Genomic DNA, 26,789 nt, shown 5'->3' on the forward strand with positions numbered 1-26,789 from the left:
TAAAACTTCCATTATGATAGATGCTACAGTTTTAGTTATTGATGACGATGAAGATATTCTATTAAGTGCAAAGCTTTTCCTTAAACAGCACTTTGCTAAGATAGTCACCTGTAAATCTCCAAAAGAGATAAATGTGCTCTTAAGTCGCAATGAAATTGATATCATTATGCTGGACATGAACTATCAGAAGGGTGTCAGTGATGGTAGAGAAGGCCTTTATTGGCTGGAACATATTTTATCGATTGACAAAGATTATGTGGTGATTTTAATGACCGCTTATGGCAATGTTGAACTCGCCGTTCAAGCGATAAAAAAAGGGGCTACCGATTTTATCCTAAAGCCCTGGGAAAACGAGAAGTTGTTTGCTACGCTTTCCTCTGCGTCGAAACTCCGCCAATCCAATAAGAAAGTTAACAAGCTTGAAAAGATTCATTCCTCGTTGCAGAAAGACGTCAATCGTCAGTTCGAAAACATTATCGGTACCTCTGAACCCATTAAGCACCTTCAAAATGTATTGGTGAAAGTTGGCCCTACTGACGCTAACGTCCTGATCCTTGGCGAAAATGGCACTGGGAAACAAGTCTTCGCTTATGAACTGCATAAGCTTTCCCCCCGCAAAAACCAGGTATTTATGCATGTTGATCTTGGCTCCCTCAACGAGAATCTTTTCGAAAGTGAGCTGTTCGGTTATGCAAAAGGCGCCTTCACCGACGCAAAAGAAGACAAGCCCGGCAGATTCGAGATGGCAGAAGGCGGTACAATATTCTTAGATGAGATAGGTAACTTATCCCTTGCGTTACAATCGAAGCTCCTCAGTGTGATCCAAAACAGAACCATCAACAGACTGGGGGAAAGTAAAGAACGAAAGATAAATGTCCGGTTGATCACTGCAACCAATATGCCGCTAAATGAGATGGTGACAAAAGGTTCGTTCCGACAGGATTTACTATTCCGGATCAACACGGTCGAGCTGATGCTTCCAAGCCTATGCAACCGGGGTGAAGATATCATTCTATTGGCCAATCACTTTTTGAGCACGTTTAGCAATAAGTATCACAAAGACCTTGCAAACATCAACGAAAACGCCCAATCTGCGCTGCTAAGTTATCCATGGCCGGGAAATATAAGAGAACTGCAGCACGTAATTGAACGTGCCGTAATTATGTCCGAAGGGTCTGAAATAACCATCAACGACCTTCAACTAAGACCGCAGAAGTTCGGCAACCACGCCATCTCTTCCAGCAACCTTGGATTAGAAGAAATGGAGAAGTTAATGGTCCAGAAGGCGATAGACAAGCACAAGGGGAACATTTCAAGAGCAGCGGCAGATCTTGGCCTGACACGTGCAGCGCTGTACCGTAGGATAGAGAAATTCGAACTATAATGTTTTACCAAAGGTTCACCTACCGTCTCCTCTTCCGCTTGCTGGTCATCAACTTACTGGCGATCCTTTTATATCACCTGATCAAGCGAACCAACCTATACTTCACTATAACTGGTGTCTCAATTATCTTATTGGCAGCCCTGATCAGTCTTTATTACTACATCGATCAAATCAGGGAGGACATCAAAAGGTTCATCCTTGCGGTTAAGACAAGAGATAGCACATTGAACTTTCGTAACAAGGTTACCAACGGAAGCTTTCCGGAACTCTACGAGTCATTTAATGACATCATTCAGGTGCATAAGAATATCCAGTTGGAGAAAGACTCCATGTTTCTCCTCATCAAAACGATCCTGGAGCAAGTTCCTGTTGGTGTAATCGTAGTCCAGGAAACCACAGAAGCAGAGGAGCGAAAAGAAATCGTTCTGATCAATCAGACTGCGGTAACCTTACTTAATGTACCTGCCTATAAGTACTGGCACCGCCTTGAACAACACCTTCCGCAGTTCGCTAAAGAGATAACCAGCATTAAAGCAGGTGGTAAAAAGTTTATTGAGATCAAGATCCAGGACAAGTTGACTCAGCTGTCAACAGAGATCATCCCATTGAATCTGTATCAAAATAACTATACTATCATTTCCTTCCAAAACATAAAAGATGAGATCGAACAGAAAGAATCTGAGGCATGGAATAGGTTAATCGGCGTTATTTCTCATGAGATACTCAATTCTATCACCCCAATCAGTTCCCTTTCGGATACAGTGAACTCGATGATACAAGATAAATCGGTGTTGACTTATGATGAACTGGAAGATCTAAAACCTGCCATTCAAACCATTAAACGCAGGTCAGAGGGTCTGTTAGATTTCGTTAAAGACTACCGTTTAATAGCTGAATTGCCTACGCCGGTTCTTGCCTATCACACCATTGGTGAAATCCTGAGACACATGAAGACCTTAATGCAATCATTTGCTCAGCAAAAGAACATTACTTTGATCGTCGCGCAAACCTCTTCTAAAATAACGCTGAACATTGACCTTAAACTAGTAGAGCAAGCGCTGATTAACCTGGTTACCAATAGCATATATGCATTGGAAGGTATTGAAAACGGAAAGATAGAGATGGCCTACCGATTGGAGCTCAATAAGCTCTATATAGATGTATCTGACAATGGTAACGGAGTCTCTCCTGAACTTACAGAAAAGATATTTGTGCCGTTTTTCACTACTAGGAAAAATGGTTCGGGTATTGGACTAACCATTACCCGAAACATTATGAAAATGCACTATGGCAGCTTAGATGTGACTTCCGCACCGTTAGTCAAGACCACCTTCTCGCTGGTATTTAAATATAACTGAAACTAAATCTCAGTTCCGTCCGGGATGATAGCGCCTTTCTTAACCACTACAATTCCGTCCTTAACTGTATATAATTCGAAGTCGGCATCTTCCAAATGATTACCCCCATTGATGGTTACGTTATCACCAATTCGGCTATTTTTATCTACAATAGCATTGGTGATCTTACAGTTATCTCCGATGCCAATCATCGGATTTCCGTTGTCCTTATCTTCCTGAATCTCTTCCAGCGTCTGGTACTTATCGCTTCCCATGATATAACAACTTTGGATATGAGTACCAACACCTATTCGTGACCTAATGCCAATAACAGCATGTTTGATGCTTTCTGCCTGTAAGATACAGCCTTCTGCGATGATCGTTTTATCCAGCGTTGTTCCCAGAATTTTCGAAGGAGGAAGCATGCGCGCCCTTGTAAAGATGCTGTGGTTATGGTCAAACAAGTTAAATTTAGGGATGTCGTCAGTCAGCCCCAGGTTCGCTTCAAAAAATGAACAAATGTTACCGATATCTGTCCAGTAGCCTTCATACTGATAGCTTAGCACATCATATTCGTTCAACATTCTTGGAATAATCTCTTTCCCGAAATCCTTCTCATCTTCGTTCTCTGCAAATATCTTGATCAAAAGATCTCTGTTAAAGATATAGATACCCATAGAGGCCAGGTAATCGCGACCTTCTGCATGCATCTCCTCACCAGTGTCAGAAGTCCAATCTTGTAGATTCGTTTTAGGCTTTTCAATAAATGAGGTAATAATATTGCTCTCATTAGCTTTTAGAATTCCAAAATCAGGCGCATCTTTTGCATTTACAGGTATGGTTGCTAAAGTAACCTCCACGCCGGCAGCAATATGTGCATCCACCATCTCATTGAAATCCATCTGATACAATTGATCGCCCGAAAGTATCAATACGTACTCAAATTCATGATTTAATAAATGGTGCATCACTTGCCTTACCGCATCAGCTGTACCCTGAAACCAGGTTGGGTTATCAGGAGTTTGCTCTGCTGCTAAAATATCTACAAAAGCGTCGCTGAAATGGCTAAAATGATAGGTGTTCTTGATGTGCTTATTTAGTGATGCCGAGTTAAACTGAGTCAAAACGAACATACGATGTATGCCTGAATTTAGACAGTTAGAAATAGGGATATCAACTAATCGATATTTTCCTGCGATCGGTACCGCTGGTTTGGATCTCGTTTGTGTAAGTGGGGCTAACCTGGAACCTTGGCCACCGCCAAGAATTACACCTAATACTTTTTCAGTCATAGTTTGTTTGTCGTTATATTTGGTACAGATTTATATATTCTTGTGCCGCTCTATCCCAAGAATGATCGATCTTCATCATCACCTTACGGATATCTTTTACTTTTTTCTTGTCTGTGTACAATTCCATTGCCCTTCCTATTGCGTGTCCTACGTCAGAGACGCTCGTTTGATCATGACAAACTCCAAATCCTCCATCACCAATATCTATCACTGTATCTCTTAATCCACCGATCCTTCGCACAAGAGGGATTGTGCCATATCTCAAGGCGTACATCTGGTTTAATCCGCAAGGTTCCACCCTACTCGGCATCAGCAGAAAATCTGCCCCTGCATAGATCTGGTGCGACAATACTTCGTTGTAACCGATATAAGCATTGTAATTACCAGGAAATACACTCTCTAATTGTGCCAGCCGGCGCTCTACTTCCGGGTCTCCGGAACCTAAAACCAATACGTTCATCGCCCCGCTGAATTGCTGCAAGGCATTATAAAATATTTCTGGTAAAAGATCAGCTCCCTTTTCTCCGACAAGTCTGCCTATGAATGTAAACAATGGTTTGCTCGCATCCAGGTTGAAAACACGACATAAGGCCTCTTTGTTTGCTTTTTTTCCGCTATCTACGGTTCTTAAGTTGAACTGTTTTTCCAGCATTGAATCCGCAGCAGGATTCCAGACATCATTGTCTATCCCATTCAAAACGCCAACCGATTTACCGCGCTCCTGCGCGAATAGCGATTCTAAACCGTTCGCTTTGTAACTGATCTCATCCAGATAACTTGGTGATACTGTTGTTACTTTCCAGGCGCACTTAATGGCCGAGGCCAATGGATTGATCATCCCTTTCCACTCTAACATCCCCGACTTCCAGGCGTCAAATGCAGGGAGATAATGTAGCTTGTCCCAGCCAAACTGACCCTGATACTGGGCATTGTGAATCGTTAAAACAGTTGGAATTTGTCGCAGCTGACGGTACTGACCGCAATAAGCCGCCATAAAAGGAATGAGACCTGTATGGTGGTCATGACAGTGAATCACATCCGGACGGTGCTCCCATTGGGCAATCCAATCTAATACCGCGATTTGAAAAGCAAGAAAACGCTCTGTATCATCTGCATAACCGTACACATTAGGCCTATCCATCAGACCCGAGATGTGTACCAGAAAAAGATCGAAGCCCAACTTGTTGGTGATCTCTCTGAAAATTCTGACAGGAAAATTTTGGAAACCCAGTTTTCCCCAGCCGTCATACACTACTTCGAATTCGTTCTCTCTTAGGAACTTAGTATCATAGGCAGGCATCACCACCTTAGCAATGTGCCCGATCTTGTTTTGATATTTTGGTAAGGCCCCAACCACATCTCCCAAACCGCCTACTTTGGCGATAGGATAACATTCTGCACTGAGGTGAATAATTTCCATTATAATTCTATTTGAGGTTTTAATAGTGAGTTAAATTAGGCAATAACAAGAAGAAAGCAAATAAGTGCAACAAATAATTTAAATTTTGTTTTCCGGGGTGCGTTGATGGAAAAACAAGTTTTATGAAATGATTGTGCAGTATATCGAAAAGCAAATGAAGGGAAAGTAAGGGAAGCGAAAGAGGAAGAAACAGTTTTAGTTCAAGTCTATTTTGGAAGGCCAATGCGATGGAGAGACGTGAGCAATGAGTCCTCTAATGTAACATTGCGGTTATCCATTTAAAATTCAATAGGCGATTCTTAACTTGTAGTACACAAAAAACACACAAATGAAAAGATTATTTAACCTCTGTTTAAGCGCTGTTTGCTTCTTGAGCATTACGTCATGTTCGAAGTATTACATCAGCACGCTTAGTAGCACCAATGCGCTCAAGGATGAGCAAACGGGGCAGTTCAACATTGAAAACGATTCAGTTCAAGTCACCTACAGTTTTGCAGGGGAAAATGCCCCCGTCAAGATCACCGTGAAGAATAAGCTGCAAGTGCCACTGTATGTTGACTGGGCCAAATCTTCTCTAATCTTTGAAGAAAAGTCAACAAGCTATGTCCCGGATAAAATCGCATTCAATGGCGACCTTTCTTTAGACACCTGGCGGCAGTCGAACATCACAGGAACTGATGGAGAAATTAAAGGTGAAATCGCCACTCCGAACCCAACTAGTTTTATACCACCAAACTCAAAAGTAGAGAGCAAGACAATATTTCTAAAAAGTGCAGCCTTTATTGCTCTTCCTGACACAACATTCAAGAAAACGGAACAAGTCGCTAGTCATCAAGGGCGGGTTAAAGTTCATTCTGTGAATTTCACGAGAGAAAACTCTCCAGTATTCTTTAGAAGTTATCTTACACTATATACTGAATCAGAAACTGGAAAGAAAGCTTTCGCACTTGACAATGAATTTTATATTTCAAGATCTATCAGGTCGTATGTAAGCCCAAATAATTTGGTTGATTATAACGGCGGAAATTTTTCAGACGTCTTCTACACAAAAAGAACAACCACACATGGCAACATAATTACGGGTGTTGGTGTACTAGGTATTGTCTCTGCCGGAGCTGCAGTAGAAAGCACAAATACGGACAACAGAAAGAGATAAAAACAACTACAACCTGGCAGCATCGAAAAAAGCTTCCAGGTTGTATCGAAAATGTTTAAACACTAATCAGCAACTGCCCTGAACATAAGGGCGGCAGCTGTTAAATTAGTACGACTATCTATCAGTATTACAGCACCATTCGCTTTGTTTTCGGTGTAAAAATCGAAAGGCAATGAATCAGCTGTTTTAAGGATTACCCTACCGATATCATTCAATTTGAAATCGTAAGCAGGCTGCTTTTCAAGGGTATTAATGTCTACTTTGTAAACAATCTCACGGATCTTACATTTAGTTACCTTACTGTTGTGCTGTAGCAGATAAGTGATGCTTTCGTCAAGTGGACGGGAATCCATCCAGCAAACATCCGCTTCAATTAATTGGGAGCTCTGTGGCAAGTGATTTGAATTCACCAATACATCTCCCCTGCTAATGTCAATGTTGTCACGCAAATGAAGGGTCACCGACTGACCTGCAACGACTTCTTGCGGCCGTTGGTCAAATATTTCGATACGCTCAATAACAGAGGTACTCCCTGAAGGTAATACAGTTACCTTATCGTTTACACTAAAGGCACCACTTAATACACGGCCTGCATATCCCCTATAGTCATGTAGCTCGTCGGTTTGAGGCCGTACCACCCACTGGACAGGCATACGGGCAAGGTTATAATCTGGACCAACTTCCACGTCAACCGTTTCCAGGAAATGAAGAAGGCTTGTTCCTTGGTACCAAGGCATGTTTTCCGACTCATTCACCACGTTATCGCCCTTCAAAGCGCTAACAGGAATAAAAGTAACGTCTTTCAATCCCAGGTCTGACGCAAGTAGCTTATACCTTTCAACAATGGCATCAAAAACGGTTTCGCTATAATCAATCATGTCCATCTTGTTCAAACAAACCACAACGTGCTCTATACCTAACAAGGATACCAGGTAGGAGTGTCTGATCGTTTGCTCCACCACACCATTACGGGAGTCGATCAGAATGATCGCCAACTTGGCTGTCGAAGCACCGGTTACCATGTTACGGGTATATTGGATATGGCCCGGCGTATCCGCAATAATAAACTTGCGTTTAGCCGTTTGAAAATACTTATAAGCTACGTCAATGGTAATCCCCTGCTCTCTTTCTGCCCTTAATCCATCGGTCAAAATGGCCAGGTCAATACTGCCATCGTCGTTTTTGCGGTTCGATTGTTGCAACGCCTCAAGCTGATCTGCAAGTATAGAATCGGTATCATATAACAGCCTTCCGATCAGGGTACTTTTCCCATCATCAACGCTTCCCGCTGTAAAAAACTTTAGTAAATTCATTAGAAATATCCCCCTTTTTTGCGGTCTTCCATCGCGGCTTCGGATACTTTATCGTCCATGCGGGCACCTCGTTCACTTATTTTTGATGCACTGATCTCAGCGATGATGTCGTCAAGCTGATCGGCGTCAGACTCTACAGCTGCAGTACAGCTCATATCACCAACCGTACGGAACCTTACCTTCTTATGCTCCACCACATCATCGCCATCCATATTCAGAAAAGGTGAGGCCGCCATTAACTGGCCGTTCCGGGTAATTACATCTCTATCATGCGCGAAATATATCGTCGGCAACTCAATGTTCTCTCTTTTAATATAGTTCCAAACGTCTAGCTCGGTCCAATTGCTGATTGGGAAAACACGTACGTTCTCGCCCTTGTGGATCTTCCCGTTATAAATGTTCCAAAGCTCCGGGCGTTGTCTTTTAGGATCCCACTGCCCGAATTCATCACGAACTGAAAAGATTCTTTCTTTAGCTCTTGCCTTTTCTTCATCTCTTCTTGCACCACCAATACAGGCATCGAAGCCATGCAGAGCGATGGTATCCAACAGCGTAACTGTCTGCAAAGCATTCCTGCTCGCGTTCTTGCCAGTCTGCTCAACAACCTTCCCCTGATTTATTGAATCCTGAACATGACCAACTATCAGTTTTTCGCCAATCCGCTCAACCATCTGATCCCGGTAGGTAATCGTTTCTTCAAAGTTGTGACCAGTGTCGATGTGCACCAATGGAAAAGGAAATTTACCTGGTCGGAACGCTTTCTCTGCGAGCCTGACTAAAGTAATGGAATCCTTGCCACCGGAAAACAGCAGCGCAGGCTTCTCGAACTGCCCCGCCACTTCACGTAAAATGTGAATGGCCTCCGCTTCTAGTTCGTCTAAATAATCTAAATTATATTTACTCATGTGTCTTATTGCAATTACGTGGTGGCATGTAAGCCGCATTCTTTTTTCGACTGGTCTTCCCACCACCATCTTCCTGCCCTGAAATCTTCACCCGGAGCAACCGCTCTGGTACAAGGAGCACATCCTATACTTGGGAAACCTTTATCGTGCAAAGTATTGTAAACTATGTTGTTCTCTTTAATATATGCCTTTAGTTCATCGAGCGACCAGTCAAAGATCGGGTGGAACTTAATCATCTGATTTTGCTCATCCCATTCCAGGTTAGACATGTCATGCCTGTTCACTGACTGTTCCGATCTTATCCCGGTTACCCAAAAAGTATTCCCAGACAAGGCACGTTTCAGTGGCTCCATCTTACGGATAAAGCAGCACTGCTTTCTATTGTCTACCGATTCATAAAAACTGTTTGGCCCTTTTGCGCTTACCAGATCCTGTAGCAGCTCTGCATTTGGATGATAAGCATGAATGGGCTTCTTATAAATATCCAAAGTCCTGTTCCAAACATAATAAGTTTCTGGAAACAATCTTCCGGTTTCCAGCGTAAAAACCTTTATTGGAATATTATTAGCGAAGATCATATGCGTGATCACTTGATCCTCCCAGCCAAAACTAGTAGAAAAAACGATCTTCCCTTTATACGCCTCTGCAAAATACCTCAAGGCGTCTACCGGATCAAGGCCTTTTATTTTCTCTGCTATTGCTTCAAAATGTTCCTTCATGATCAAACCTATTTAACGATAAAATTAATGATACTGCGCAAACTCACCAAAATGACGATCACCCCGACCGATAACATGATGGCTTTTGCCGAAATCTTATTAGAAACTCTTGCCGCAATCGGCGATGCCAAAGCGCTGCCAATAACCAGTCCGGCAACAGCTTCCCAATGTTTACCATTTAACATGGTAATAAATGTCAAAGAGCTCATTAGCGCAATAAAAAACCTGGTAATTTTTACTGTGCCCAATGAGAAACGAGGGCTTCTTCCTCCTGCCATCAAACTAGAAAGCACAATGGAACCCCATCCTCCTCCGCCTACAGCGTCGATGAATCCTCCGAAAGCGCCCAAAAGTGAAATCCTTTTGATCTTGCCACCCTGATGCCTGCCTTTCTGTTTAGGTTTTAACGCCTTAGATAAAATAACACCTCCTAAGATCAACGTGTAAAGAGACACAAAGGGCTTGGTATAATTGCTGTAATGTTCCAGAGAAGAAAGCAAGTAGGCACCCGTTACAGCTCCCAAAATACCCGGGATAACCAGTAACTTAAACAGCTTCCAGTTCACATTTCCAAAACGATAATGCATCCATCCGGCAATGCCGTTACTGAGAATCTCTGACAAATGAACGCCCATACTTGCCGAAGCAGGCGGAACACCCATCGCCAACGAAAATGATGTGGAAGTAACACCGTAAGACATTCCAATAGCGCCATCAATCATAGAGAAGATAAAACCTCCTACAAGAAACCAATAAAATATAGGGTTAATATCGGCTACGAACGCCTGAAACTGTGGTTCCTTATTCCAAAAGGCTGTGATTACTATAGCGAATGAAAATACAATAGCCAACCAGATCAGCCATTTCAAACTGACCCTGTTGTCTTTAGAAGTAACCGCTGGAACACTCGATGGCAAAACAACTGCAGTATTTTTATCACTTACCAATGAAGCGGTCACTTCATTCAGCTTTTTTACTTTAGATGCAAAGTCGCCGTTTAGTATATTTCGTAATGCTTGCATTTGCTGCAAAGTGTCGTTCAATTCATTGGGAAGATTGTCGTTCAACACTTCTTTCAAACGCTTGGCAATTGTCGGCGATTTACCGTTAGTAGAGATTGCAATCTTCAAGTCTCCTTTTCTAACTACCGATCCCAGGTAAAAGTTGCACAACTCGGGTTTATCCGCGAAGTTTGCCAACAAGTTCCTCGAGCTGGCCAACTGTTTCACTTCTTCGTTCAAAGGCGCGTTATTGGTCGCCGCAACAATCAAATCTTTCCCTTCTAAATCTGATGGCTCAAAGCTCTTTTGAAAAACCTTAACAAACTCAAATAAAGCAGCCTTCTCAGCCAATTCTTCTGATATCTCTTGTCCGATAACAGTCACACGGGCATTCGGACTATTGTCCAATATAGCCGTTAACTTCTCCAGACCAATTGGCCCTGCTCCAATGAGCAAGGTGTGGATGGTATCGAGTTTTATGAAGACAGGAAATAACTGATTGCCTTCCATTGAAACTATAACTCTTCTTTCAATGCCTGGTAAAAGTCTCTGATCGGCTGGAAGGAAGGATGTAAAGAAACCACTTCACCGAAGATCAGTAATGCTGGAGCCTTAATTCCTTTCTCCTGTACAATCTCTACAATTGTATCCACCACACCTACCGCCAGTTTCTCATTATCGGTCGACCCACTTTGAATGGCGGCCACAGGCAATAAACCTTTACCCTCATTCTGAAACAACTTCACAATCTCTTTCAATTTGCCAAGTCCCATCAATACAACCACGGTTGCTTTAGAACGCGCTGCTTCATAGAGATCATTAGAGATTTTTCCGTTAGCTGTAGTACCTGTTACTACCCAAAAGCTTTCACTCAATCCCCTGTGTGTGACCGGAATTTGTTGTAATCCTGGGACAGAAATTGAACTAGAAAGCCCTGGAACCACCGTCACTGGAATGCTGTAACCAGCCGCAAAATCCAGTTCTTCATATCCTCTTCCAAAAACAAATGGATCTCCGCCTTTTAAACGCACCACATGTCCGAAGTTCAAAGCGTAATCGATCATCAGTTTATTGATGACTTCCTGACCAAAAGAATGCTCTCCTGATCTTTTTCCAACATAAACTTTGATCGCCTCAGGGTTTGCGTAATCCAACACACCTTCATTCACAAGGGCATCATACAACACCACATCGGCACTTTTTAAGGCATTGGCACCCCTCATAGTGATCAATTCAGGATCACCCGGACCTGCTCCAACCAAGGTAATTCTTGGCTCCTTAATATTTATATTTTTAGTCGTCATTTTGGTCTTCCCCTTTTGTGCTTAAAGCGATTTCATAGTCTTAATCTGAGCAATAAATGCCCTTACTTCTGATAAATATGCAGTCGCAAACTCTTCTGTCGGCTCATTTTTATTAATCTGCAATACCAGTTCATTGAAAGAATTCGGTAAACTGATTTCCCCTGTCTCCACATAATTGGCATCAAACTCACGGATCACACCAATTTGCGTGCTACTGCTCACTCCTTTATCTAATAACAAAGCCTTAGCACTGCTCACAAACACAGCATAAGTATGGTAAATGGCATCAGCCCATGCACCTGACTCATAAGACGCCTCTGCCCATTCCAGTTTTTCAAAACCTTCCAGAAGCAAGGTCGCGACAAGGTCAATCACTACACCAGCACATTCTCCAACACCAATTGCAGTAACGAAAGTTTCCTCATGACCCCAATCTACATACTCTTCATCTTTCAGATTGGTAAGGTCCGCTAAAGGCTTCAACAACTGATAGAAGTAATCTTTACCTTGTCTGTCGTAATAGCTATGGAAGGTTTCTTTGTCTTCAGATCCGCCCGAGAAATCATTCAATAACGTTCTCAAAACATCAGTAGCACGCTTAGAAGGTGCTTTGATCACCCTTTCTGCTACCCTACCCTCGCCGTTTCCAACAGTGCCACCACCAAGCATGACTTGAACAGCAGGCACCACTTTACCGTTTGCTTTCACAGAACTACCATGGAAGCCGATGTGCGCCAAACCATGTTGTCCGCATGAATTCATACAGCCACTTATTTTTATTTTAAGGTCTTTATCGTAAATTAACTCTGGATACTCTTCGTAGATCACATCTTCCAAAGCCACAGAAAGCGACATACTGTTTGAGATTCCAAGGTTACATGTATCAGTACCCGGACAAGTGGTCACATCGGCGATGCTGTCAAAGCCTGGAACCGCAAATCCAAGTGGTTTAAGCACTGAAAACAACAAAGGCAATGCATCTTCTCTAACGAACTTTAATAGCAATCCCTGATTCTGCGTAATCCTGATTTCATCAGCCACATATGGCTTGATGGCATTCACTAGTGCACGGGCGCTTTCAGTTTTAATGTCTCCTTTAGATACCTTGATGTATACACCGAAGAAACCTTCTTGCTTTTGTGCAACGGCATTTGTCGCGCGCCAGTGTTTGTAATCCATAGCATTCACTACTTCATTCAACACGGGAAAACTTACTGCTTCCGGCAAATTGGGTGCAGGAACTGTATTTCTATCTATCTTGAAGGACTTAGATTTATTGGCAATGCGTTCCTCTTCTACAAGTCTTAAAACTTCGTCAAGACCAAGTTTCTGTACCAGGTATTTTAGTCGTGCCTTATTTCTATTGGTTCTTTCGCCGTAACGATCAAACACCCTCAGCAAAGATTCTGCATATGGGATAATTTGATCCTCATGAAGGAAATCAAAGATCGGCGACGCCAGAAACGGCTGAGCACCTAATCCACCAGCCATCATTACCTTAAAACCACGTTCACCTTGTTCATTGATCTTCGGTATAAAACCAAGATCATGGATATAGCTGTAAGCCGTGTCCCTGTCATCAGAAGAAAACGAGAACTTGATCTTCCTTCCCATTTCCTGACAGATCGGATTTCTTAAAAAATACGTAAAGAATGCGTGCGCATAGGGCGAAACATCGAATACCTCGTTTGGATTGATACCAGAATCTGGCGAAGACGTTACGTTGCGCACTGTGTTTCCACAAGCCTCTCTCAAGGTGACATCATCACGTTCCAACTCTTCCCAAAGTTGAGGGGTTCTATCTAAACTCACATAGTGAATCTGAATATCTTGTCTTGTAGTCAGGTGTAAATTGCCGCTCGCGTACTCATCTGCAACGTCCGCAATGCGAAGCAGCTGCTTAAATGTGACTTTACCAAAAGGAAGTTTTAGACGTACCATTTGTACACCTGGCTGGCGCTGGCCGTATACTCCACGGGCTAATCTAAGACTTCTGAATTTCTCATCATGGATCTTACCTTCGCGGAATAGTCTGATCTTTTTTTCTAGATCAATGATATCTTTTTCGACAATAGGATTCTCTAACTCTGTTCTAAAGCTTTGCATCTAAGTTTGGTCTTAAGTAAAAAAAGCTACTCTGCCTGGCGACTGATGAAGCTCGAAGTTTTTTTTGAAACAACTTCTGATCTTAAAGGGTCACGTAATACGTGAAAATACTATTAAAGACAGGATTCGCTGTTTTCATAAAGCAAATATATAAAGTATATAGGCTTGGTCGTATATATAGTTCATGTTTTTTTACAAAAAACTGCTAAGGAAGGCATATAGCTGACGATTTACAGTTCGGGTGCGTTCGGTTCTCGCTCGGTTCTGGCTTTGGTTGTTGCCGCCTAGAAGGCATAGTGCTCACACGGTGAGGCCACCTTTTTTCAAGCAAAAGGCGGCCTCACCGTGGCCTCACTGCGGCCGCATGGTGGCCTCACCCAAAGCAAAACCCGAACCAGCATCGAACTAAAATGGTATTCGATATCCGGCAACATAATCTTTTGCCCCCAAACATATTAAACACTATAGTACTTTATATTCTTGAAAATTCCTATTTTTGGAACTGGTATTAATATACCGATTAATCTTCTTATGCTTAAACAACATCTACAACAAAAACTACTTCAAAAGTTATCTCCGCAACAAATTCAATTTATTAAATTGTTGCAGGTACCGACTGTTGCTCTAGATACACGTATTAAGGAAGAATTAGAAGAGAATCCAGCTCTGGAAGATCCCAGCCTGATGGTTGCCGAAGAAGTTAAAAGTGAATATGACGACTTAAATGATACGCCCGACGATTATGATTCAAGCAGTAAAGAAGAAAACACGGACGAATTTAACGTAGACGATTATTTGCAGGATGACAATACCAACGACTACAGTACATCTTACAATAATGGCGATGATGACGAAGAAAAAAAGGAAACACCGATAGCTATCGAAAGTACTTTTTTTGAAAGTCTGCAAGAGCAGCTGGATCTGGTACCGCTATCAGACCCGGATTTTATCGTTGGTAAACAGATCATCGGGAGTTTAGATGATGATGGTTATTTGCGGAGACCCATTACTTCCATGATAGATGACCTCGCATTTTCACAAAACCTAATGGTTGAAGAAGAAGATGTTTTAGACATGCTGAAAGTCATTCAAAGCTTCGATCCTCCGGGAATCGCTGCAAGGGATTTGCAAGAGTGCCTAACGCTCCAATTGAAAAGAAAAGATCCCAACAACCTCATTATTCAAAAAGCAATTGAGATTGTTGAGCTCCATTTAGATGAGTTCACACGTAAGCACTACGATAAACTGGAAAAATCTTTAGGATTAAATAGTGAAGATCTTAAAGAGATCATCGCGGAAATCTTAAGGCTCAACCCTAAGCCCGGAGATTCTAATCAGGTTACCACCAAACAATTACAAATCATTCCAGACTTCCACGTATCAAACAATGATGGCGTGCTTATCCTGACTTTGAACTCCAAAAATGCACCGGAGTTAAGAGTAAGCCGTTCATACATCGATATGTTCGATCACTATGATAAAGCTGCCACAAAAGACAAAAAATTGAAGGAAGCAGTTCAGTTTGTAAAGCAGAAATTAGACTCAGCAAAGTGGTTTATTGATGCCATCAAACAAAGGCAGCAAACCTTGCTGAAAACGATGAATGCGATCATGCAATATCAGTATGAATATTTGCTTACGGGTGATGAACGCAAGATGCGTCCTATGATTCTAAAAGATATCGCTGACAAGATCGATATGGATATCTCTACGGTATCCAGAGTTGCCAACTCCAAATATGTGCAGACTGAATTTGGAACATTCCTGTTAAAGTCTTTCTTCTCTGAAGCTATTCAAACTGAAAGTGGAGAAGAAGTGTCCAACAAAGAAGTTAAGAAGATTTTAGAAGACTGCATTGGAAATGAAGACAAACGCAAGCCATTGGCTGATGAAAAGCTGACTGACATTCTTAAAGAAAGAGGTTATAACATCGCCAGAAGGACTGTAGCTAAGTATAGGGAACAGATGAATATTCCTGTCGCACGCTTACGTAAGGAGTTGTAATTTATATTTGAAAAGTAAAGCAGCTACCACATTTTCATGCTACTCATTACTTCATACACATTATTTAGTTGTATGCCGAGGACGATTTCATGACTTCCATTACTAACGGTATTCAGTTCCGAAGTAATGAAATCGTAAGAGTAGGTGAGATTGAAGGTCTTGTTGAGATTGATGCCGGCGAGCGCAGAAAAAGAGTCGCTTTTACGGTAGCTACCTCCTATCCACAGTCTATCCCGGAAGGCAACTTTTAAGTTGGCGTCTACAGATACTGGGGTCGGACTCACATGTTTGACCATAACTGATGGTGTCATAGCTATATCTTCTGCGACAAAGAAGCGGTATCCTGTCGTAAGAAACAAGTGTGGAACTTCTTTACCCGTACTGAATTCTGTAGGGCTGGTTGTGAACACCAATTTTTGCGGCAAGATCTGCTGCACTGAGGCACCTGCGAAGAAATTGGCTCCATATAACCATACACCAAGCCCAAGATCAGGCTTAACCTGGCTAACGATTGTATTTGCAATCGCTGGATCGTTTTGCTCCTCAAAAGTCAATTGACTCCTGTCCAGGCCGATTCTGGATACGCCCGCAGCCACTCCTACTGAAAAATTCAGCGCATTGTTAACCTGTAAATGGTAAGCGTAGGTTAGGCTTGCATCTAACCTTGATAGCGGTCCTACATCATCCAGCACTGCGATCACCCCAAAGCCATGGTGCGCGGGAGAGGAAGTATAGTTTTGCATATAGTTCCGGCTCATTGGATTGTCGCCCTTATCAGGCAGCGAGAGCGCGTTTCTCCAGAGATAGTCGTCGCCAAGGCTAAAGTTGGCTGACACGAAAGAGGTTTGGGGCGCATTATTTATGCCCGTCCATTGCTTACGGTAGCCAAACCTAAGATCGGTGTAGTTTTCCATCCCACTGAGGGCAGGATTGAGCAGGTAATTATTAAAAATATATTGAGTATACTGCGGTCTTTGCTGGGCGTAAGCCGCCGCAGAAAGCAGTAACAAGATCGAGAATATCGTTGCCCGTCGTTTCACTTATCTTAAAATTGTTAAAGATCCTGTAACTTTCTTCGTACCTATATTTGGATTGATAATATAGTAATAAACTCCGACAGGTAGCGCTTGATTATTGAAATTTCCATCGAATGGATTTTTGTAGCCCCTGCTGTAGAACACTTTCTGTCCGTAACGATTAAAAATCTCCACTTCAACATCCGGGTAGGAATCAATGTATTTGATGCTCCAGGTATCGTTAACACTGTCACCATTGGGGCTAAATGCCGTATAGGGCTCAACCGCCCTTAAGATATTTATCATGATGGTTTGGGAGGTAGAGCAGCCTTGATTCGACGTAACCGTAAGGGTATACAAACGATCGTCATCGCCCTGTACCACTGGATTTAAAACGTCATCCCTGTCCAAACCTATGGAAGGCGTCCATTTGTAGGTTAATCCGTTGCCGCTAGCCGAAGCCTCTATCCTCTTTTGTCCGCCTATCAGTAGAAAGATCTCTTTGTCGAGGGTCACTGTTGGGGAAGGATATACGACTACGTTTTGAGTGATGGATTCAGCGCAGGTATTTTGACCATTGTAAGTGTAAGTGATCAAATGTGTTCCTACGCCAGCCCGAGCAGGGTCGAACAGACCATCTGCTGTTATCCCGGTTCCAGAGAATATTCCGACGCCGGCAACGCCCAGAGTTTCTTTCGCCTGAGTGATCTGGGTTACTCCGGCGTTGTAGCATATTGGTGGAACCGGATCAAACACCAATGCAGGTGAAGGTTTCAAAGTAATGGTTTTGGTTACTTGCTCATAGCAAGACGTTCCAGAGTAAACGATCATAGTGATTGTAAACGTTCGCGCTATTGGTGTCGTGAATGCGGGGTATTTGAAGGTGTTGTATTCTTTGGTGTTGTTCGGGCTGGTATCACTGATGTCTGGCTGGCCGTTCGGGGCGCCATTAGCGCCCCTGTAGAACTCGACCCTGGTAATTTTTCCTGAGTTGACAGTGGAGGTGTTGATTAGAGTAATCTCTTGATTGCTACATAAATTCGCTTCATTTTTAACTGTAAAACTTGGCGTGATTACAGCTCCATTTACCGTAAAAACTTGTGTTTTTGTGAAAGAGCAACCGCTTACATTGGTCCCAGTTAGGCTAACCGTATATGTACCTGCTGTGGCGAATTGATGGGAGCCGTTCTTTTCGGTGGATCTATTGCTAGCAGCAGGTACCGTACCGTCACCGAAATCCCAAACATAAGTTAAGGGGCCGCTACTAGCATCTGCATCTGTACTTAAGTTCGGAAAAATCACAATATCGCTCGTGCAAGCGTCGGGTAAACTAAAATCCGGAGTAGGTACTTTCAGGATGGTAACACTTTTAGTCGTAGTATTAATACATCCATCGCTTGATCTAACAGTTAGTTTAACTGTGTAAATCCCGCTTGCCACATACTGATGGTTGACGTTGTTTGTAGTCGCCTTTTTGCCATCACCGAAATCCCATTCCCTGCTGGTGATCGTACTTCCATTTTCTACGGTGGAGGCATCGGTAAAAAGCAGATCAGTATTTACACACCCCGTTTCGTTAACAGTAAACAAGGGCGTTATTAGGGGTTTAACAGTGACCTTCTTTGTAAATACGTCCGACAAACAGCCGTCGTCAACCCCTGCAAAGAACTTAACTTCAAAAACGCCGGACCTGACATAGACGTGTGTAGGGTTCTGTTCTGTAGAGGTTTGACCATCTCCAAAATCCCAAAGCCATCTGTTTACGGGTTTATCAGAGATCTGAGAATCACTGTTGTCATCCGTAAACTGGATTTCAGTATCGGGGCATGGGTTTAAATCTATAAGCGCTGTCGCTATTGGAAGCGGATAAACGTCAAAGTCAAATTCGTAATCGATGGCTCCGGAAAAACAATTTCCGTCATCGGGTTTAACAACAGTGACCAACATTTGATGCTTGCTGATTTCTGTAAAGGTGGACTTTTCGTCGTACTCATAAATGTAACTTACTCCCCTAGATGTCTGAACTTCCTGGGGGACCGGTGTATATTCTCTAGCAGGTAGATTGTCGAGTTTCCATGTGATGCTGACGGCTTTATAATCAAGTGTGATCTTGAAACTTGATGCCTGATTAATACAGGCATTGGGCGCGTCAATCTTTGTAATTGCATTGTTGATAAGCAGGAAATTATTGGCTGCAAGATTTGTTCCCGCGGAATAAGCATAGGACTCTGTGGAGCCGAATCCATAGGCCACAGCGTTAAAACCATCGTTGGCAGAAATTTTGAAAGTGCTGTCGATAACCTGGAATTGAACATAGGAGTACGAAGGATTCTCAGGCATCTGCTGCCAGCCCCCTACTCTCCTGCCGTCAATCCGGAAGGAGCTGACGGCTGCGGTCTTTATAAAAACATTCAGATATTTTACGCTTATCGCCTCCAATGTGGAAGAGAATAAGGTCACCGACTTGATATTAAATTCGACCGGATTGAGGATGACCATTTCGGGGTCGCCTAAGGGCGGGCCAGACACATTGCCGCAAGCCTGTGACAACGCATACTGTGCTACACTAATGTTCTTATTGGCGGTGACAAACATTGGCTCACTCAGAAATTCTTCGGTAGTGTAGAATTCCCCTGCCTTCAAAGTGACTGACCTGCGGTTGAAATTGATCACAGTGCCGTCCTGTTCGGCCACAATTCGTAAGGCATAATAACGGTTGATAAAGGGAACAACCCCGTACGTTCTGCCCCAACTCGTTGTGGGATAGAGTTGCTGGTATAAGGGATCAAGCGATTGCGCGCAACTGCCACCAATGGTAACAGATGTACTTCCGGAAAACATGGCGAACCGTTTATCGCAATTATTGGCATATGCTTTATCTACCTCGACGAAGGTACCTGTGAGGTCATTTAAACCGTTGGGAAGATACTCATACACATCTCCAGCTTTTGGCAGGTGGACAGAGATCTTTTGAGAACTTCCCTTCATATGAATTAAAAGGCGCGTATTATCTTCGGTAGCAACGAGCACTATGAAATTCCGGTTGGTTGAATTCCTGTTTTCGGACTGGGTGTAATTCATGGAATAATACTTTTGTCCGAGGGACTCGACAGGCAGTACGAGCGTGGCGGCGGACCTGAATCCAGCGTAGATGTGTGCATAGACAGCAACTTTAGGCCTACCCTCCGTAACTTGAATGCGAATTCCCCTTCCGCTGAGCACCTTGTTTCTATCGGCAGAATCGATATATGCCGCTGATCTTGGTACGTCAATAGGAACCGCAACATTGGGCTCTACAGATTTTCTTAAAATCGGAGTATTTCCAACATATATAGTTACTTCTGAAGAAGCTTTAGCCGTAATATAGAGTCTGATTCTTGCAAGGTTTGTACCAGAGGGATCATGCGTGGGGAAGACAGCCCAAAAATTAGTGCCTTCGTTTGATATATTCTGCCCTTTTGCACAATTTACAAAGGCATAGCTGCATAATAACAAGAAAACAAGTGCCCAGTTCTTCATACCATAACACTATATACGTGAAAAAGACGAACTAGGTTAGTCTCGGCTTAACAGAATTTCTAGTTGTTTGTTTGCAAGTAGTAAGCGTTCTGTCAACTCCCGGTTTTCTTTTCTTAGGGAATAGATTTCAAAGGCTTTCTGAATATTGATACGAAGGTCATCCTCCGTCCAGGGTTTTTGTATGTATTTATAGACCTGACCCCGGTTTATGGCATCGATTACCGCATTTATATCAGCATATCCAGTAAGTAAGATTCTTATCGGTTCAGGGAAATGAGGAATAATGGATTCCAGGAATTCGATTCCAGTAGTAACTGGCATTCGTTGATCAGTGATGATTACGTGGATGTCATTATTTTCCAGGATAGCACGGCCCTCAAGGGCAGACTCGGCAATGAAGATATTGAACAGCCGTCTAAAGCTGGCTTTAAACGCGTTCAGGTTATGAACTTCATCATCTACGTATAAAACATTAATTACCGCCTCAGAATTCATTTGTCAAAGGTAGTGGTTAGATGAGTCGAATACACAATGGAATTTTTTTAAATTAAAAAGCTATGACAATAATTTTTGTGTTAACATAAATTCGAGTTGACCGTTGACTATTGACAGCTGATCGTTGAGCACTTTATTTTCTTTTCTGAGAGAAAATACCTCAAAGGCTCGGATGATGTTATTCTTTAATTCCTCTTCCATCCAGGGCTTCGTTGCGTACAAGTAAACCTGACCTACGTTTATAGCGTCTATAACTGCATTAAGATCTGAGTACCCAGTTAAGAGGAAGCGAATAGGGTCTGGATAATCAATAAGTATAGAAGCCAGAAACTCTATTCCCGTCATACCCGGCATCCGCTGATCAGTAATTATTATATGAATATCTTCCTTTTTTAAGATGGATAATCCATCTTTAGCTGACTCAGCCAGATAAACATTAAAGACTCTTCTAAACGTTGCCTGAAAAGCTGTGAGATTGTGGATTTCATCATCCACATACAAGATGTTAATTGGTATGTTTGACATTCAAGATCAAAATTAAACAAAAGCGATTAATAACTAGCCAGACCGTAATAATTTATTAAATATAGCTATTTTTGTTTCGTCAAACCTTATACATTTAATTGTTAAAAATATAATTTCTAATGATAAAATCTGGTAACCAATCCGTACCCCTCATGTCGGCATTTAAACCTCTCTTTTACAGGAAAAATAGTCAGAAATCTAAACTTGCCTTGCAAGAACTTCTATCTACAAACCCCGCTTTGCGGATTCATGATGAAATTAACTCGCAGTTGCATGAGTTGATGAAGTGTCTGAATCCTGCAAAAAGATTAACGTCCGATGAACTCAGTGCTTTAACAATTAAACATTTGAATGGTCTGCCAATAGATGAGTATGGCGTATGGGTCTATTATCCCTGGAACAACATGCTGGTACATTTGCTGGACGAAGTAGAATTTGTAGAGGTTCGTACCAATAGAAATCAGAATAAGATTACCAGGGCCGAACAAAAACTCCTAAGCGAAAAGAAGATCGGGATTGTAGGGCTTTCAGTTGGACAGTCGATCGCACTTACACTGGCGATGGAACGGACCTGCGGGGAGTTGAGACTTGCGGATTTCGATACTGCCGAACTAAGTAACCTGAACAGACTGCGTACAGGGGTACATAATTTGGGCATCCAAAAGACGATTATTGCAGCGAGAGAAATCTCTGAGATCGATCCTTTTATCAATGTAGTCTTATTTTCTGATGGTCTGAACAAGAACAACATGGACCAGTTCTTCCAGGAAGGTGGAGTCCTTGACCTATTTGTAGAGGTTTGCGATGGGCTGGATATAAAAATTGAAAGCCGGTTCAAGGCCCGCGAACTTAAGGTGCCTGTGGTGATGGATACGAATGACAGAGGCATGCTTGATGTGGAACGATTTGATTTGGAGCCCGAACGACCGATTTTACATGGCTACGTCGGAACCTTGAATCCAGACAATATAAAAGACCTCACCAACGAACAGAAAATACCTCATATTTTGAAAATGGTTGGAGCCGACAGTATTTCGAAGCGATTAAAGGCATCGATGATTGAGGTCGAGTCTTCAATTAACACCTGGCCGCAACTTGCCTCTTCAGTAGTGTTGGGCGGCGCACTAACAACAGATGTAGCAAGGCGCATATTATTGGATCAGTTTAAGGATTCTGGTAGGTATTATATCGATTTAGATGAACTGGTAGGTGATAGGACCCCGAAAGATGGGGCTGCAATACTGCCCGCATTTATCCCACCAGCAGAATTAACAGAGGCGGAGATGTTGAAGGTAATTTCGAAGCTTCCAGTTTCTTCAAATGATGCCCTAACTTTGGATAATCAAACGATTACTGAAATTGTTACAGCCGGGACGCTTGCCCCTTCTGGTGGCAACGCACAGGCCTGGAAGTTCGTTTATAAAAACAATAAGCTGCATATATTTCATGATGCACATTTCTCTCACTCCCTATTGGACTACAAACATCTTGGCTCCTACCTAGCTATTGGAGCAGTTGTAGAGAACATATATATTAAATCATCGTCTTTAGGGATTGCGACTAGTCTGGGGTACTTTCCACTTGAAGATGATCAAAGATTAGTAGCAATAGTTAGCTTCAAAGAAAGCAAAGAACGGTCAATGGCCAACCTTGCAAAAGGAATCGGTCTTAGACTGACGAACAGAACGCTTACCGAGAAGAAACTTCTAGATGAAAGTGTTTATGTTGAGCTGCAAAAATCCATTGAATCTTTTGAAGGTGCACAACTGCACTTTGTGACGGATCCACAGTTGATGGGCGACCTTGGAGAGATTTTGGCTACAACAGAAATGCTGCGGATTATTCACCCACGGGGACACTATGATACTTTCCAAAATGAATTAAGGTGGACCATTGAAGAAAACGAATTAAAGCGAGACGGTCTAGATACCAGAACACTTGGCGCTACTGCCTCTGAAGTTGCCGCATTGCATATTGCCAAAGATGCTGATGCGATAGCCATGGTCCGCGAATTAAAAGGCGGTCATGCTTTCAAGAAAAGTGTTCACAAAGCGGTGGCGGCATCCTCTGCATTGGGGATCATTTCAATGCCTGAATATTCAGCAATAAATTTTTTAAAAGGTGGACGGGCAGTGGAACGTATCTGGATCGAAGCTAATCTGAGGGGTATATCATTTCAGCCCATCTCACAGCTTGTATTCATGCTCGCAAGATTAACTGAGGGAGGAGGAGAAGACCTGGACCCCTACTATCAGCAACAATTTGAGGACAGCAAAGCAAAATTTGCAACACTTGTTCCAGAGCTGGGAGGGCGACAAGCTGTATTCATTTTTCGATTGGCATTGGCGAATCAACCTTCAACACTATCTTTGCGACGACCGATTGAATCTACATTTTTTCATCTAAACAATTAAGACAAGTTGATACGTATAAAGCTATTCAAAGCAGTTGACGATATTGAATCTTGTCAGAAGTTCCTACAGGGACACAGGCACGTTCTCGAAAATATAGGAATTATGAAGGTTACCTCGTCCACCGACACATGGATGTACAACCCCAATGTATATGTACTAACGGTGTTTGACACAGATAACGGTCGGGTATTAGGAGGCGCGAGGGTGCATATAGCGACAAAAGATTTTAGATTACCGATGGAAGAGGCGACGAAGATAATAGACCCGTATGTCCCGTCGATTATCGACCAGTATGTAGCTGCTGGTACAGGAGAGATATGTGGTTTATGGAACTCAAGGGAGGTGGCTGGAATGGGCATAGGAGCTGTTTTTTTAACTAGGGCGGCTGTTGTAGCATCTGTTCAGATTGGTTTGAACTCTCTGTTTGCGTTGTGTGCACCTTATACGGTACAAATGGCCCAAGACGTGGGTTACGAAATTGAGCCAACCGCTGGGAATAATGGCACTTTTTATTACCCAAAGCTAGACTTATTGGCTACCTTCATGATTTTAAAAGATGTTCAGGTGCTCTCTAAAGCTAGTCCGCAGGAATACCAGGCGATTAGCGAACTAGTTAAAACTCCAAATATCGAGCGTATTGAAAAGCATAGAAAAAGAGAAGTTCACATACACTATGACCTGGTAATTCCAAAAAGCGTTCTTCCGTTATAAATTATATGAACAACAACGACGTGTTTTTTTTCCGCAGCATGATTACCTCCTTTTTAATGCTGTGTCTTTCCATTGGTTCCTTGAACGCCCAAATCGTTTTCTCTGCAAGCGATGAGCCCGTTAAGCTAGGCAAGTATATGAAGTATTATATTGATAGCTCAGGGAGAGCTGATATACAAGCTATCCGGGGGATTACTCAATTTAAGCACTTTGTCAATGAAGTTCCAGATCTTGGTATTCAAAAGACTCCAGTCTGGTTAAAAATTGAGGTTACTAATACCAGCAGCGAGGGAGAGCTAAGCCTTCAATTTGATCAGTCTCCATTTCGTGAGATCGAATTTTATTATCCCAATAATGGAAGGTATGACGTTAGCCGAGCAGGGCAATCTGTACCGTTTACGGCAAGAATGTTGAATTTTCATAAGTATATATATGATCTCACCATCCCTATAGGTTCTACCGAAACGTACTACTTCAAAATACTATCTACGCAAAACCTCCAGCTCCCCATAAGCTTGACTACGAAGCCTACTGCAATTGATAACATTCTTCTTTCAAACTTGCTCTTTGGAGTATTTTTCGGCGTAATCGCAGTGATGTTCTTCTACAACCTCTTCATTTATTTTACCGTTGATGATTCTATTTATCTTTACTATGTAGTCTATATCCTTATTGTAGGGCTGACTCAGGCTACCATAGAGGGTTATTCCTTTCAGTATCTTTGGCCCGAAAGCCCGTATATTGCAACCAGGGCATTCTTTGTATTAACTGCTTTAGTAAACATCAGCGGATTAGAATTTGCACGCCGGTTCTTGAACATTAAAATACTATTTCCTGTGTTAAGCAGGGCGTTCTTTCTGTTTTATATCGTCTATTCAGTTGCGATAGCGTTAACGCTGATTGGCGACTTTGGTACCTCTTATACCATTCTACAATTCTTTGCCGGCATCGTATCAGTCTTTATTCTATTCGTTTCTATTAGGGCAGCAAGTCAAAACTATAGACCAGCAAAGTTCTTCCTCTTAGCTTGGCTACCGTTATTAGCTGGTATTTTTATTTACGTGTTGAGAGAGTTTGGCATACTGCCATATAATTCTTTTACGAACTATTCAATAACGCTCGGTTCCATGTTGGAGGTCATCCTACTTTCCTTTGCTCTTGCGGATAAGATCAATATCTATAAAAAGGATAAGGAAGAATCACAGGAAGCGACGCTTCAGGCATTGAAAGAGAATGAAAGAATTGTTCTGGAACAAAACATTATTTTGGAAAAGAAAGTAGTGGAGAGAACAGAGGAGTTGATGGAAACCAATGAGATGCTGAACATCACTTTAACTGAATTGAAAGAAGCTCAAAGCCAGCTGGTCGATTCAGAGAAGATGGCAGGATTGGGACAGCTAACCGCTGGTATTGCCCATGAAATTAACAATCCTATCAACTTTGTTACTTCAAACATTAAGCCCCTTGAGCTAGACATCCTGGATCTGGACACCGTTATCAAAATGTATGAAAGCCTTGATACGGAAGCTGATCTTCAACCTCAAATCGCAAGGATTGAATCTTTCAAGAAGCAGATAGATATTGTCTTTGTTAGAGACGAAATTAAATCATTGCTCTCTGGGATCGGTGAGGGTGCACGAAGAACAGCCGAAATTATAAGAAGCCTGAAAAACTTTAGTCGCCTGGATGAAAATGATACGAAGCCAGTTGATTTAAATGAAGGAATTGCTTCCACTCTTGTATTGGTTAAGAACACTTTCCCCGATCATTTGCAGGTAGTTAAGGACTTTGGAGACCTACCGCCAGTTGAATGCTTGCCTGGAAAAATTAATCAGGTATTTATGAATTTAATCACCAACGCAGTGCATGCGATCAAGTCTAAAGAACCGAAAGACAATGAAGGTATATTATCGATTAAGACCTGGCAGGATGGCGCAAATGTAAAAATCAGTATTAAGGATTCTGGAACCGGAATGCCTGATGAGGTTAAGCAAAAGATCTTCGAGCCGTTTTTTACAACTAAGGATGTGGGTGAAGGAACAGGTCTCGGATTGTCTATTGTGTTCAGAATTATAGAGAATCACAATGGTAATATAGATGTTATTACAAAATTAAATCAGGGTACAGAATTTATTATTACATTGCCTATAAACTCTAAGTAAAACGTA

General features: G+C 42.3%; 19 protein-coding genes. 7 read left to right on the forward strand and 12 right to left on the reverse strand.

From position 1 onward, the window contains the following. Nucleotides 1-13 precede the first annotated feature (13 nt). Nucleotides 14-1,384, forward strand: a complete 1,371-nt coding sequence (locus WKF66_RS08060; protein WP_489673915.1) for a sigma-54-dependent transcriptional regulator — start codon at nucleotides 14-16, stop codon at nucleotides 1,382-1,384. Beyond that, complete coding sequence (locus WKF66_RS08065; protein ID WP_489673916.1) at nucleotides 1,384-2,742, forward strand: sensor histidine kinase; 1,359 nt, start codon at nucleotides 1,384-1,386, stop codon at nucleotides 2,740-2,742. Before WKF66_RS08060 ends, WKF66_RS08065 begins: the two co-directional genes overlap by 1 nt. Nucleotides 2,743-2,744: 2 nt before the next feature. Here the strand turns inward: WKF66_RS08065 and WKF66_RS08070 are convergent, their stop codons facing one another. Both WKF66_RS08070 and WKF66_RS08075 read right to left on the reverse strand, forming a co-directional pair. Next, nucleotides 2,745-4,013: a glucose-1-phosphate adenylyltransferase gene (locus WKF66_RS08070; RefSeq protein WP_489673917.1), complete on the reverse strand. Its 1,269-nt coding sequence runs from the start codon at nucleotides 4,011-4,013 to the stop codon at nucleotides 2,745-2,747. A gap of 13 nt (nucleotides 4,014-4,026) precedes the next feature. Beyond that, the gene (locus WKF66_RS08075) at nucleotides 4,027-5,433 is read right to left on the reverse strand and encodes a glycogen synthase (protein ID WP_489673918.1); all 1,407 of its coding nucleotides are present in this window, start codon (nucleotides 5,431-5,433) and stop codon (nucleotides 4,027-4,029) included. A gap of 328 nt (nucleotides 5,434-5,761) precedes the next feature. On the opposite strand from WKF66_RS08075, the gene WKF66_RS08080 reads away from it, so the two are divergent. Beyond that, nucleotides 5,762-6,589, forward strand: a complete 828-nt coding sequence (locus WKF66_RS08080) for a hypothetical protein (RefSeq protein WP_489673919.1) — start codon at nucleotides 5,762-5,764, stop codon at nucleotides 6,587-6,589. Between the two features lie 62 nt (nucleotides 6,590-6,651). Here WKF66_RS08080 and WKF66_RS08085 read toward each other — a convergent pair whose 3' ends face one another. Genes WKF66_RS08085 through WKF66_RS08110 form a run of 6 tightly spaced genes read right to left on the reverse strand, consistent with a single transcriptional unit; the run spans nucleotide 6,652 to nucleotide 13,937 of the window. After that, on the reverse strand, nucleotides 6,652-7,902 hold the full coding sequence (locus WKF66_RS08085) for a sulfate adenylyltransferase subunit 1 (protein ID WP_489673920.1): 1,251 nt from the start codon (nucleotides 7,900-7,902) through the stop codon (nucleotides 6,652-6,654). Beyond that, nucleotides 7,902-8,807 (reverse strand): sulfate adenylyltransferase subunit CysD, encoded by a 906-nt coding sequence (cysD, locus tag WKF66_RS08090; RefSeq protein WP_489673921.1) that lies wholly within the window; start codon nucleotides 8,805-8,807, stop codon nucleotides 7,902-7,904. Before cysD ends, WKF66_RS08085 begins: the two co-directional genes overlap by 1 nt. Nucleotides 8,808-8,821: 14 nt before the next feature. Beyond that, nucleotides 8,822-9,526, reverse strand: a complete 705-nt coding sequence (locus WKF66_RS08095; protein WP_489673922.1) for a phosphoadenylyl-sulfate reductase — start codon at nucleotides 9,524-9,526, stop codon at nucleotides 8,822-8,824. An 8-nt stretch (nucleotides 9,527-9,534) separates the two neighbouring features. Then, on the reverse strand, nucleotides 9,535-11,037 hold the full coding sequence (locus WKF66_RS08100; protein ID WP_489673923.1) for a TSUP family transporter: 1,503 nt from the start codon (nucleotides 11,035-11,037) through the stop codon (nucleotides 9,535-9,537). Nucleotides 11,038-11,042: 5 nt separating this feature from the next. Further along, on the reverse strand, nucleotides 11,043-11,831 hold the full coding sequence (cobA, locus tag WKF66_RS08105) for a uroporphyrinogen-III C-methyltransferase (protein ID WP_489673924.1): 789 nt from the start codon (nucleotides 11,829-11,831) through the stop codon (nucleotides 11,043-11,045). Nucleotides 11,832-11,852: 21 nt separating this feature from the next. Beyond that, nucleotides 11,853-13,937: a nitrite reductase gene (locus tag WKF66_RS08110; RefSeq protein WP_489673925.1), complete on the reverse strand. Its 2,085-nt coding sequence runs from the start codon at nucleotides 13,935-13,937 to the stop codon at nucleotides 11,853-11,855. Nucleotides 13,938-14,468: 531 nt separating this feature from the next. On the opposite strand from WKF66_RS08110, the gene rpoN reads away from it, so the two are divergent. Continuing rightward, complete coding sequence (gene rpoN / locus WKF66_RS08115; protein ID WP_489673926.1) at nucleotides 14,469-15,941, forward strand: RNA polymerase factor sigma-54; 1,473 nt, start codon at nucleotides 14,469-14,471, stop codon at nucleotides 15,939-15,941. 23 nt (nucleotides 15,942-15,964) lie between these two features. Here the strand turns inward: rpoN and WKF66_RS08120 are convergent, their stop codons facing one another. Genes WKF66_RS08120 through WKF66_RS08135 form a run of 4 tightly spaced genes read right to left on the reverse strand, consistent with a single transcriptional unit; the run spans nucleotide 15,965 to nucleotide 21,496 of the window. Next, complete coding sequence (locus WKF66_RS08120; protein ID WP_489673927.1) at nucleotides 15,965-16,981, reverse strand: PorP/SprF family type IX secretion system membrane protein; 1,017 nt, start codon at nucleotides 16,979-16,981, stop codon at nucleotides 15,965-15,967. Further along, a complete protein-coding gene (locus WKF66_RS08125; protein WP_489673928.1) occupies nucleotides 16,982-20,476 on the reverse strand; it encodes a PKD domain-containing protein in 3,495 nt (1,164 codons plus the stop codon). A gap of 36 nt (nucleotides 20,477-20,512) precedes the next feature. Next, entirely contained in the window at nucleotides 20,513-20,971 is a 459-nt protein-coding gene (locus WKF66_RS08130) for a response regulator (protein WP_489673929.1), read from the reverse strand. Nucleotides 20,972-21,031: 60 nt separating this feature from the next. Then, the gene (locus WKF66_RS08135) at nucleotides 21,032-21,496 is read right to left on the reverse strand and encodes a response regulator (RefSeq protein WP_489673930.1); all 465 of its coding nucleotides are present in this window, start codon (nucleotides 21,494-21,496) and stop codon (nucleotides 21,032-21,034) included. A gap of 152 nt (nucleotides 21,497-21,648) precedes the next feature. Here WKF66_RS08135 and WKF66_RS08140 point away from each other — a divergent pair, with 152 nt between their 5' ends. From WKF66_RS08140 to WKF66_RS08150, 3 genes are read left to right on the forward strand one after another with little or no spacing between them, the layout of a single operon-like run. Beyond that, nucleotides 21,649-23,910 carry an Rv1355c family protein gene (locus tag WKF66_RS08140; RefSeq protein WP_489673931.1) on the forward strand — a complete coding sequence of 754 codons (2,262 nt, stop codon included), beginning with the start codon at nucleotides 21,649-21,651 and terminating at the stop codon, nucleotides 23,908-23,910. Between the two features lie 6 nt (nucleotides 23,911-23,916). Continuing rightward, a complete protein-coding gene (locus tag WKF66_RS08145; RefSeq protein WP_489673932.1) occupies nucleotides 23,917-24,621 on the forward strand; it encodes a hypothetical protein in 705 nt (234 codons plus the stop codon). Nucleotides 24,622-24,626: 5 nt separating this feature from the next. Next, entirely contained in the window at nucleotides 24,627-26,783 is a 2,157-nt protein-coding gene (locus WKF66_RS08150) for a sensor histidine kinase (protein WP_489673933.1), read from the forward strand. Nucleotides 26,784-26,789: the final 6 nt, after the last annotated feature.

It is taken from the genome of Pedobacter sp. (genome assembly GCF_037719805.1).
In the GTDB taxonomy this organism is placed as follows: Bacteria; Bacteroidota; Bacteroidia; order Sphingobacteriales; family Sphingobacteriaceae; genus Pedobacter.

Bases quoted from the DNA above. Each gene is read 5' to 3' on its own strand.
- WKF66_RS08070 (WP_489673917.1), bottom strand. From the start codon at position 4,013: ATGACTGAAAAAGTATTAGGTGTAATTCTTGGCGGTGGCCAAGGTTCC.
- WKF66_RS08065 (WP_489673916.1), top strand. From the start codon at position 1,384: ATGTTTTACCAAAGGTTCACCTACCGTCTCCTCTTCCGCTTGCTGGTC.
- WKF66_RS08060 (WP_489673915.1), top strand. From the start codon at position 14: ATGATAGATGCTACAGTTTTAGTTATTGATGACGATGAAGATATTCTA.
- WKF66_RS08085 (WP_489673920.1), bottom strand. From the start codon at position 7,902: ATGAATTTACTAAAGTTTTTTACAGCGGGAAGCGTTGATGATGGGAAA.
- WKF66_RS08110 (WP_489673925.1), bottom strand. From the start codon at position 13,937: ATGCAAAGCTTTAGAACAGAGTTAGAGAATCCTATTGTCGAAAAAGAT.
- WKF66_RS08125 (WP_489673928.1), bottom strand. From the start codon at position 20,476: ATGAAGAACTGGGCACTTGTTTTCTTGTTATTATGCAGCTATGCCTTT.
- WKF66_RS08130 (WP_489673929.1), bottom strand. From the start codon at position 20,971: ATGAATTCTGAGGCGGTAATTAATGTTTTATACGTAGATGATGAAGTT.
- WKF66_RS08095 (WP_489673922.1), bottom strand. From the start codon at position 9,526: ATGAAGGAACATTTTGAAGCAATAGCAGAGAAAATAAAAGGCCTTGAT.
- cysD (WP_489673921.1), bottom strand. From the start codon at position 8,807: ATGAGTAAATATAATTTAGATTATTTAGACGAACTAGAAGCGGAGGCC.
- WKF66_RS08140 (WP_489673931.1), top strand. From the start codon at position 21,649: ATGTCGGCATTTAAACCTCTCTTTTACAGGAAAAATAGTCAGAAATCT.
- WKF66_RS08100 (WP_489673923.1), bottom strand. From the start codon at position 11,037: ATGGAAGGCAATCAGTTATTTCCTGTCTTCATAAAACTCGATACCATC.
- rpoN (WP_489673926.1), top strand. From the start codon at position 14,469: ATGCTTAAACAACATCTACAACAAAAACTACTTCAAAAGTTATCTCCG.
- WKF66_RS08080 (WP_489673919.1), top strand. From the start codon at position 5,762: ATGAAAAGATTATTTAACCTCTGTTTAAGCGCTGTTTGCTTCTTGAGC.
- WKF66_RS08150 (WP_489673933.1), top strand. From the start codon at position 24,627: ATGAACAACAACGACGTGTTTTTTTTCCGCAGCATGATTACCTCCTTT.
- WKF66_RS08135 (WP_489673930.1), bottom strand. From the start codon at position 21,496: ATGTCAAACATACCAATTAACATCTTGTATGTGGATGATGAAATCCAC.
- WKF66_RS08075 (WP_489673918.1), bottom strand. From the start codon at position 5,433: ATGGAAATTATTCACCTCAGTGCAGAATGTTATCCTATCGCCAAAGTA.
- cobA (WP_489673924.1), bottom strand. From the start codon at position 11,831: ATGACGACTAAAAATATAAATATTAAGGAGCCAAGAATTACCTTGGTT.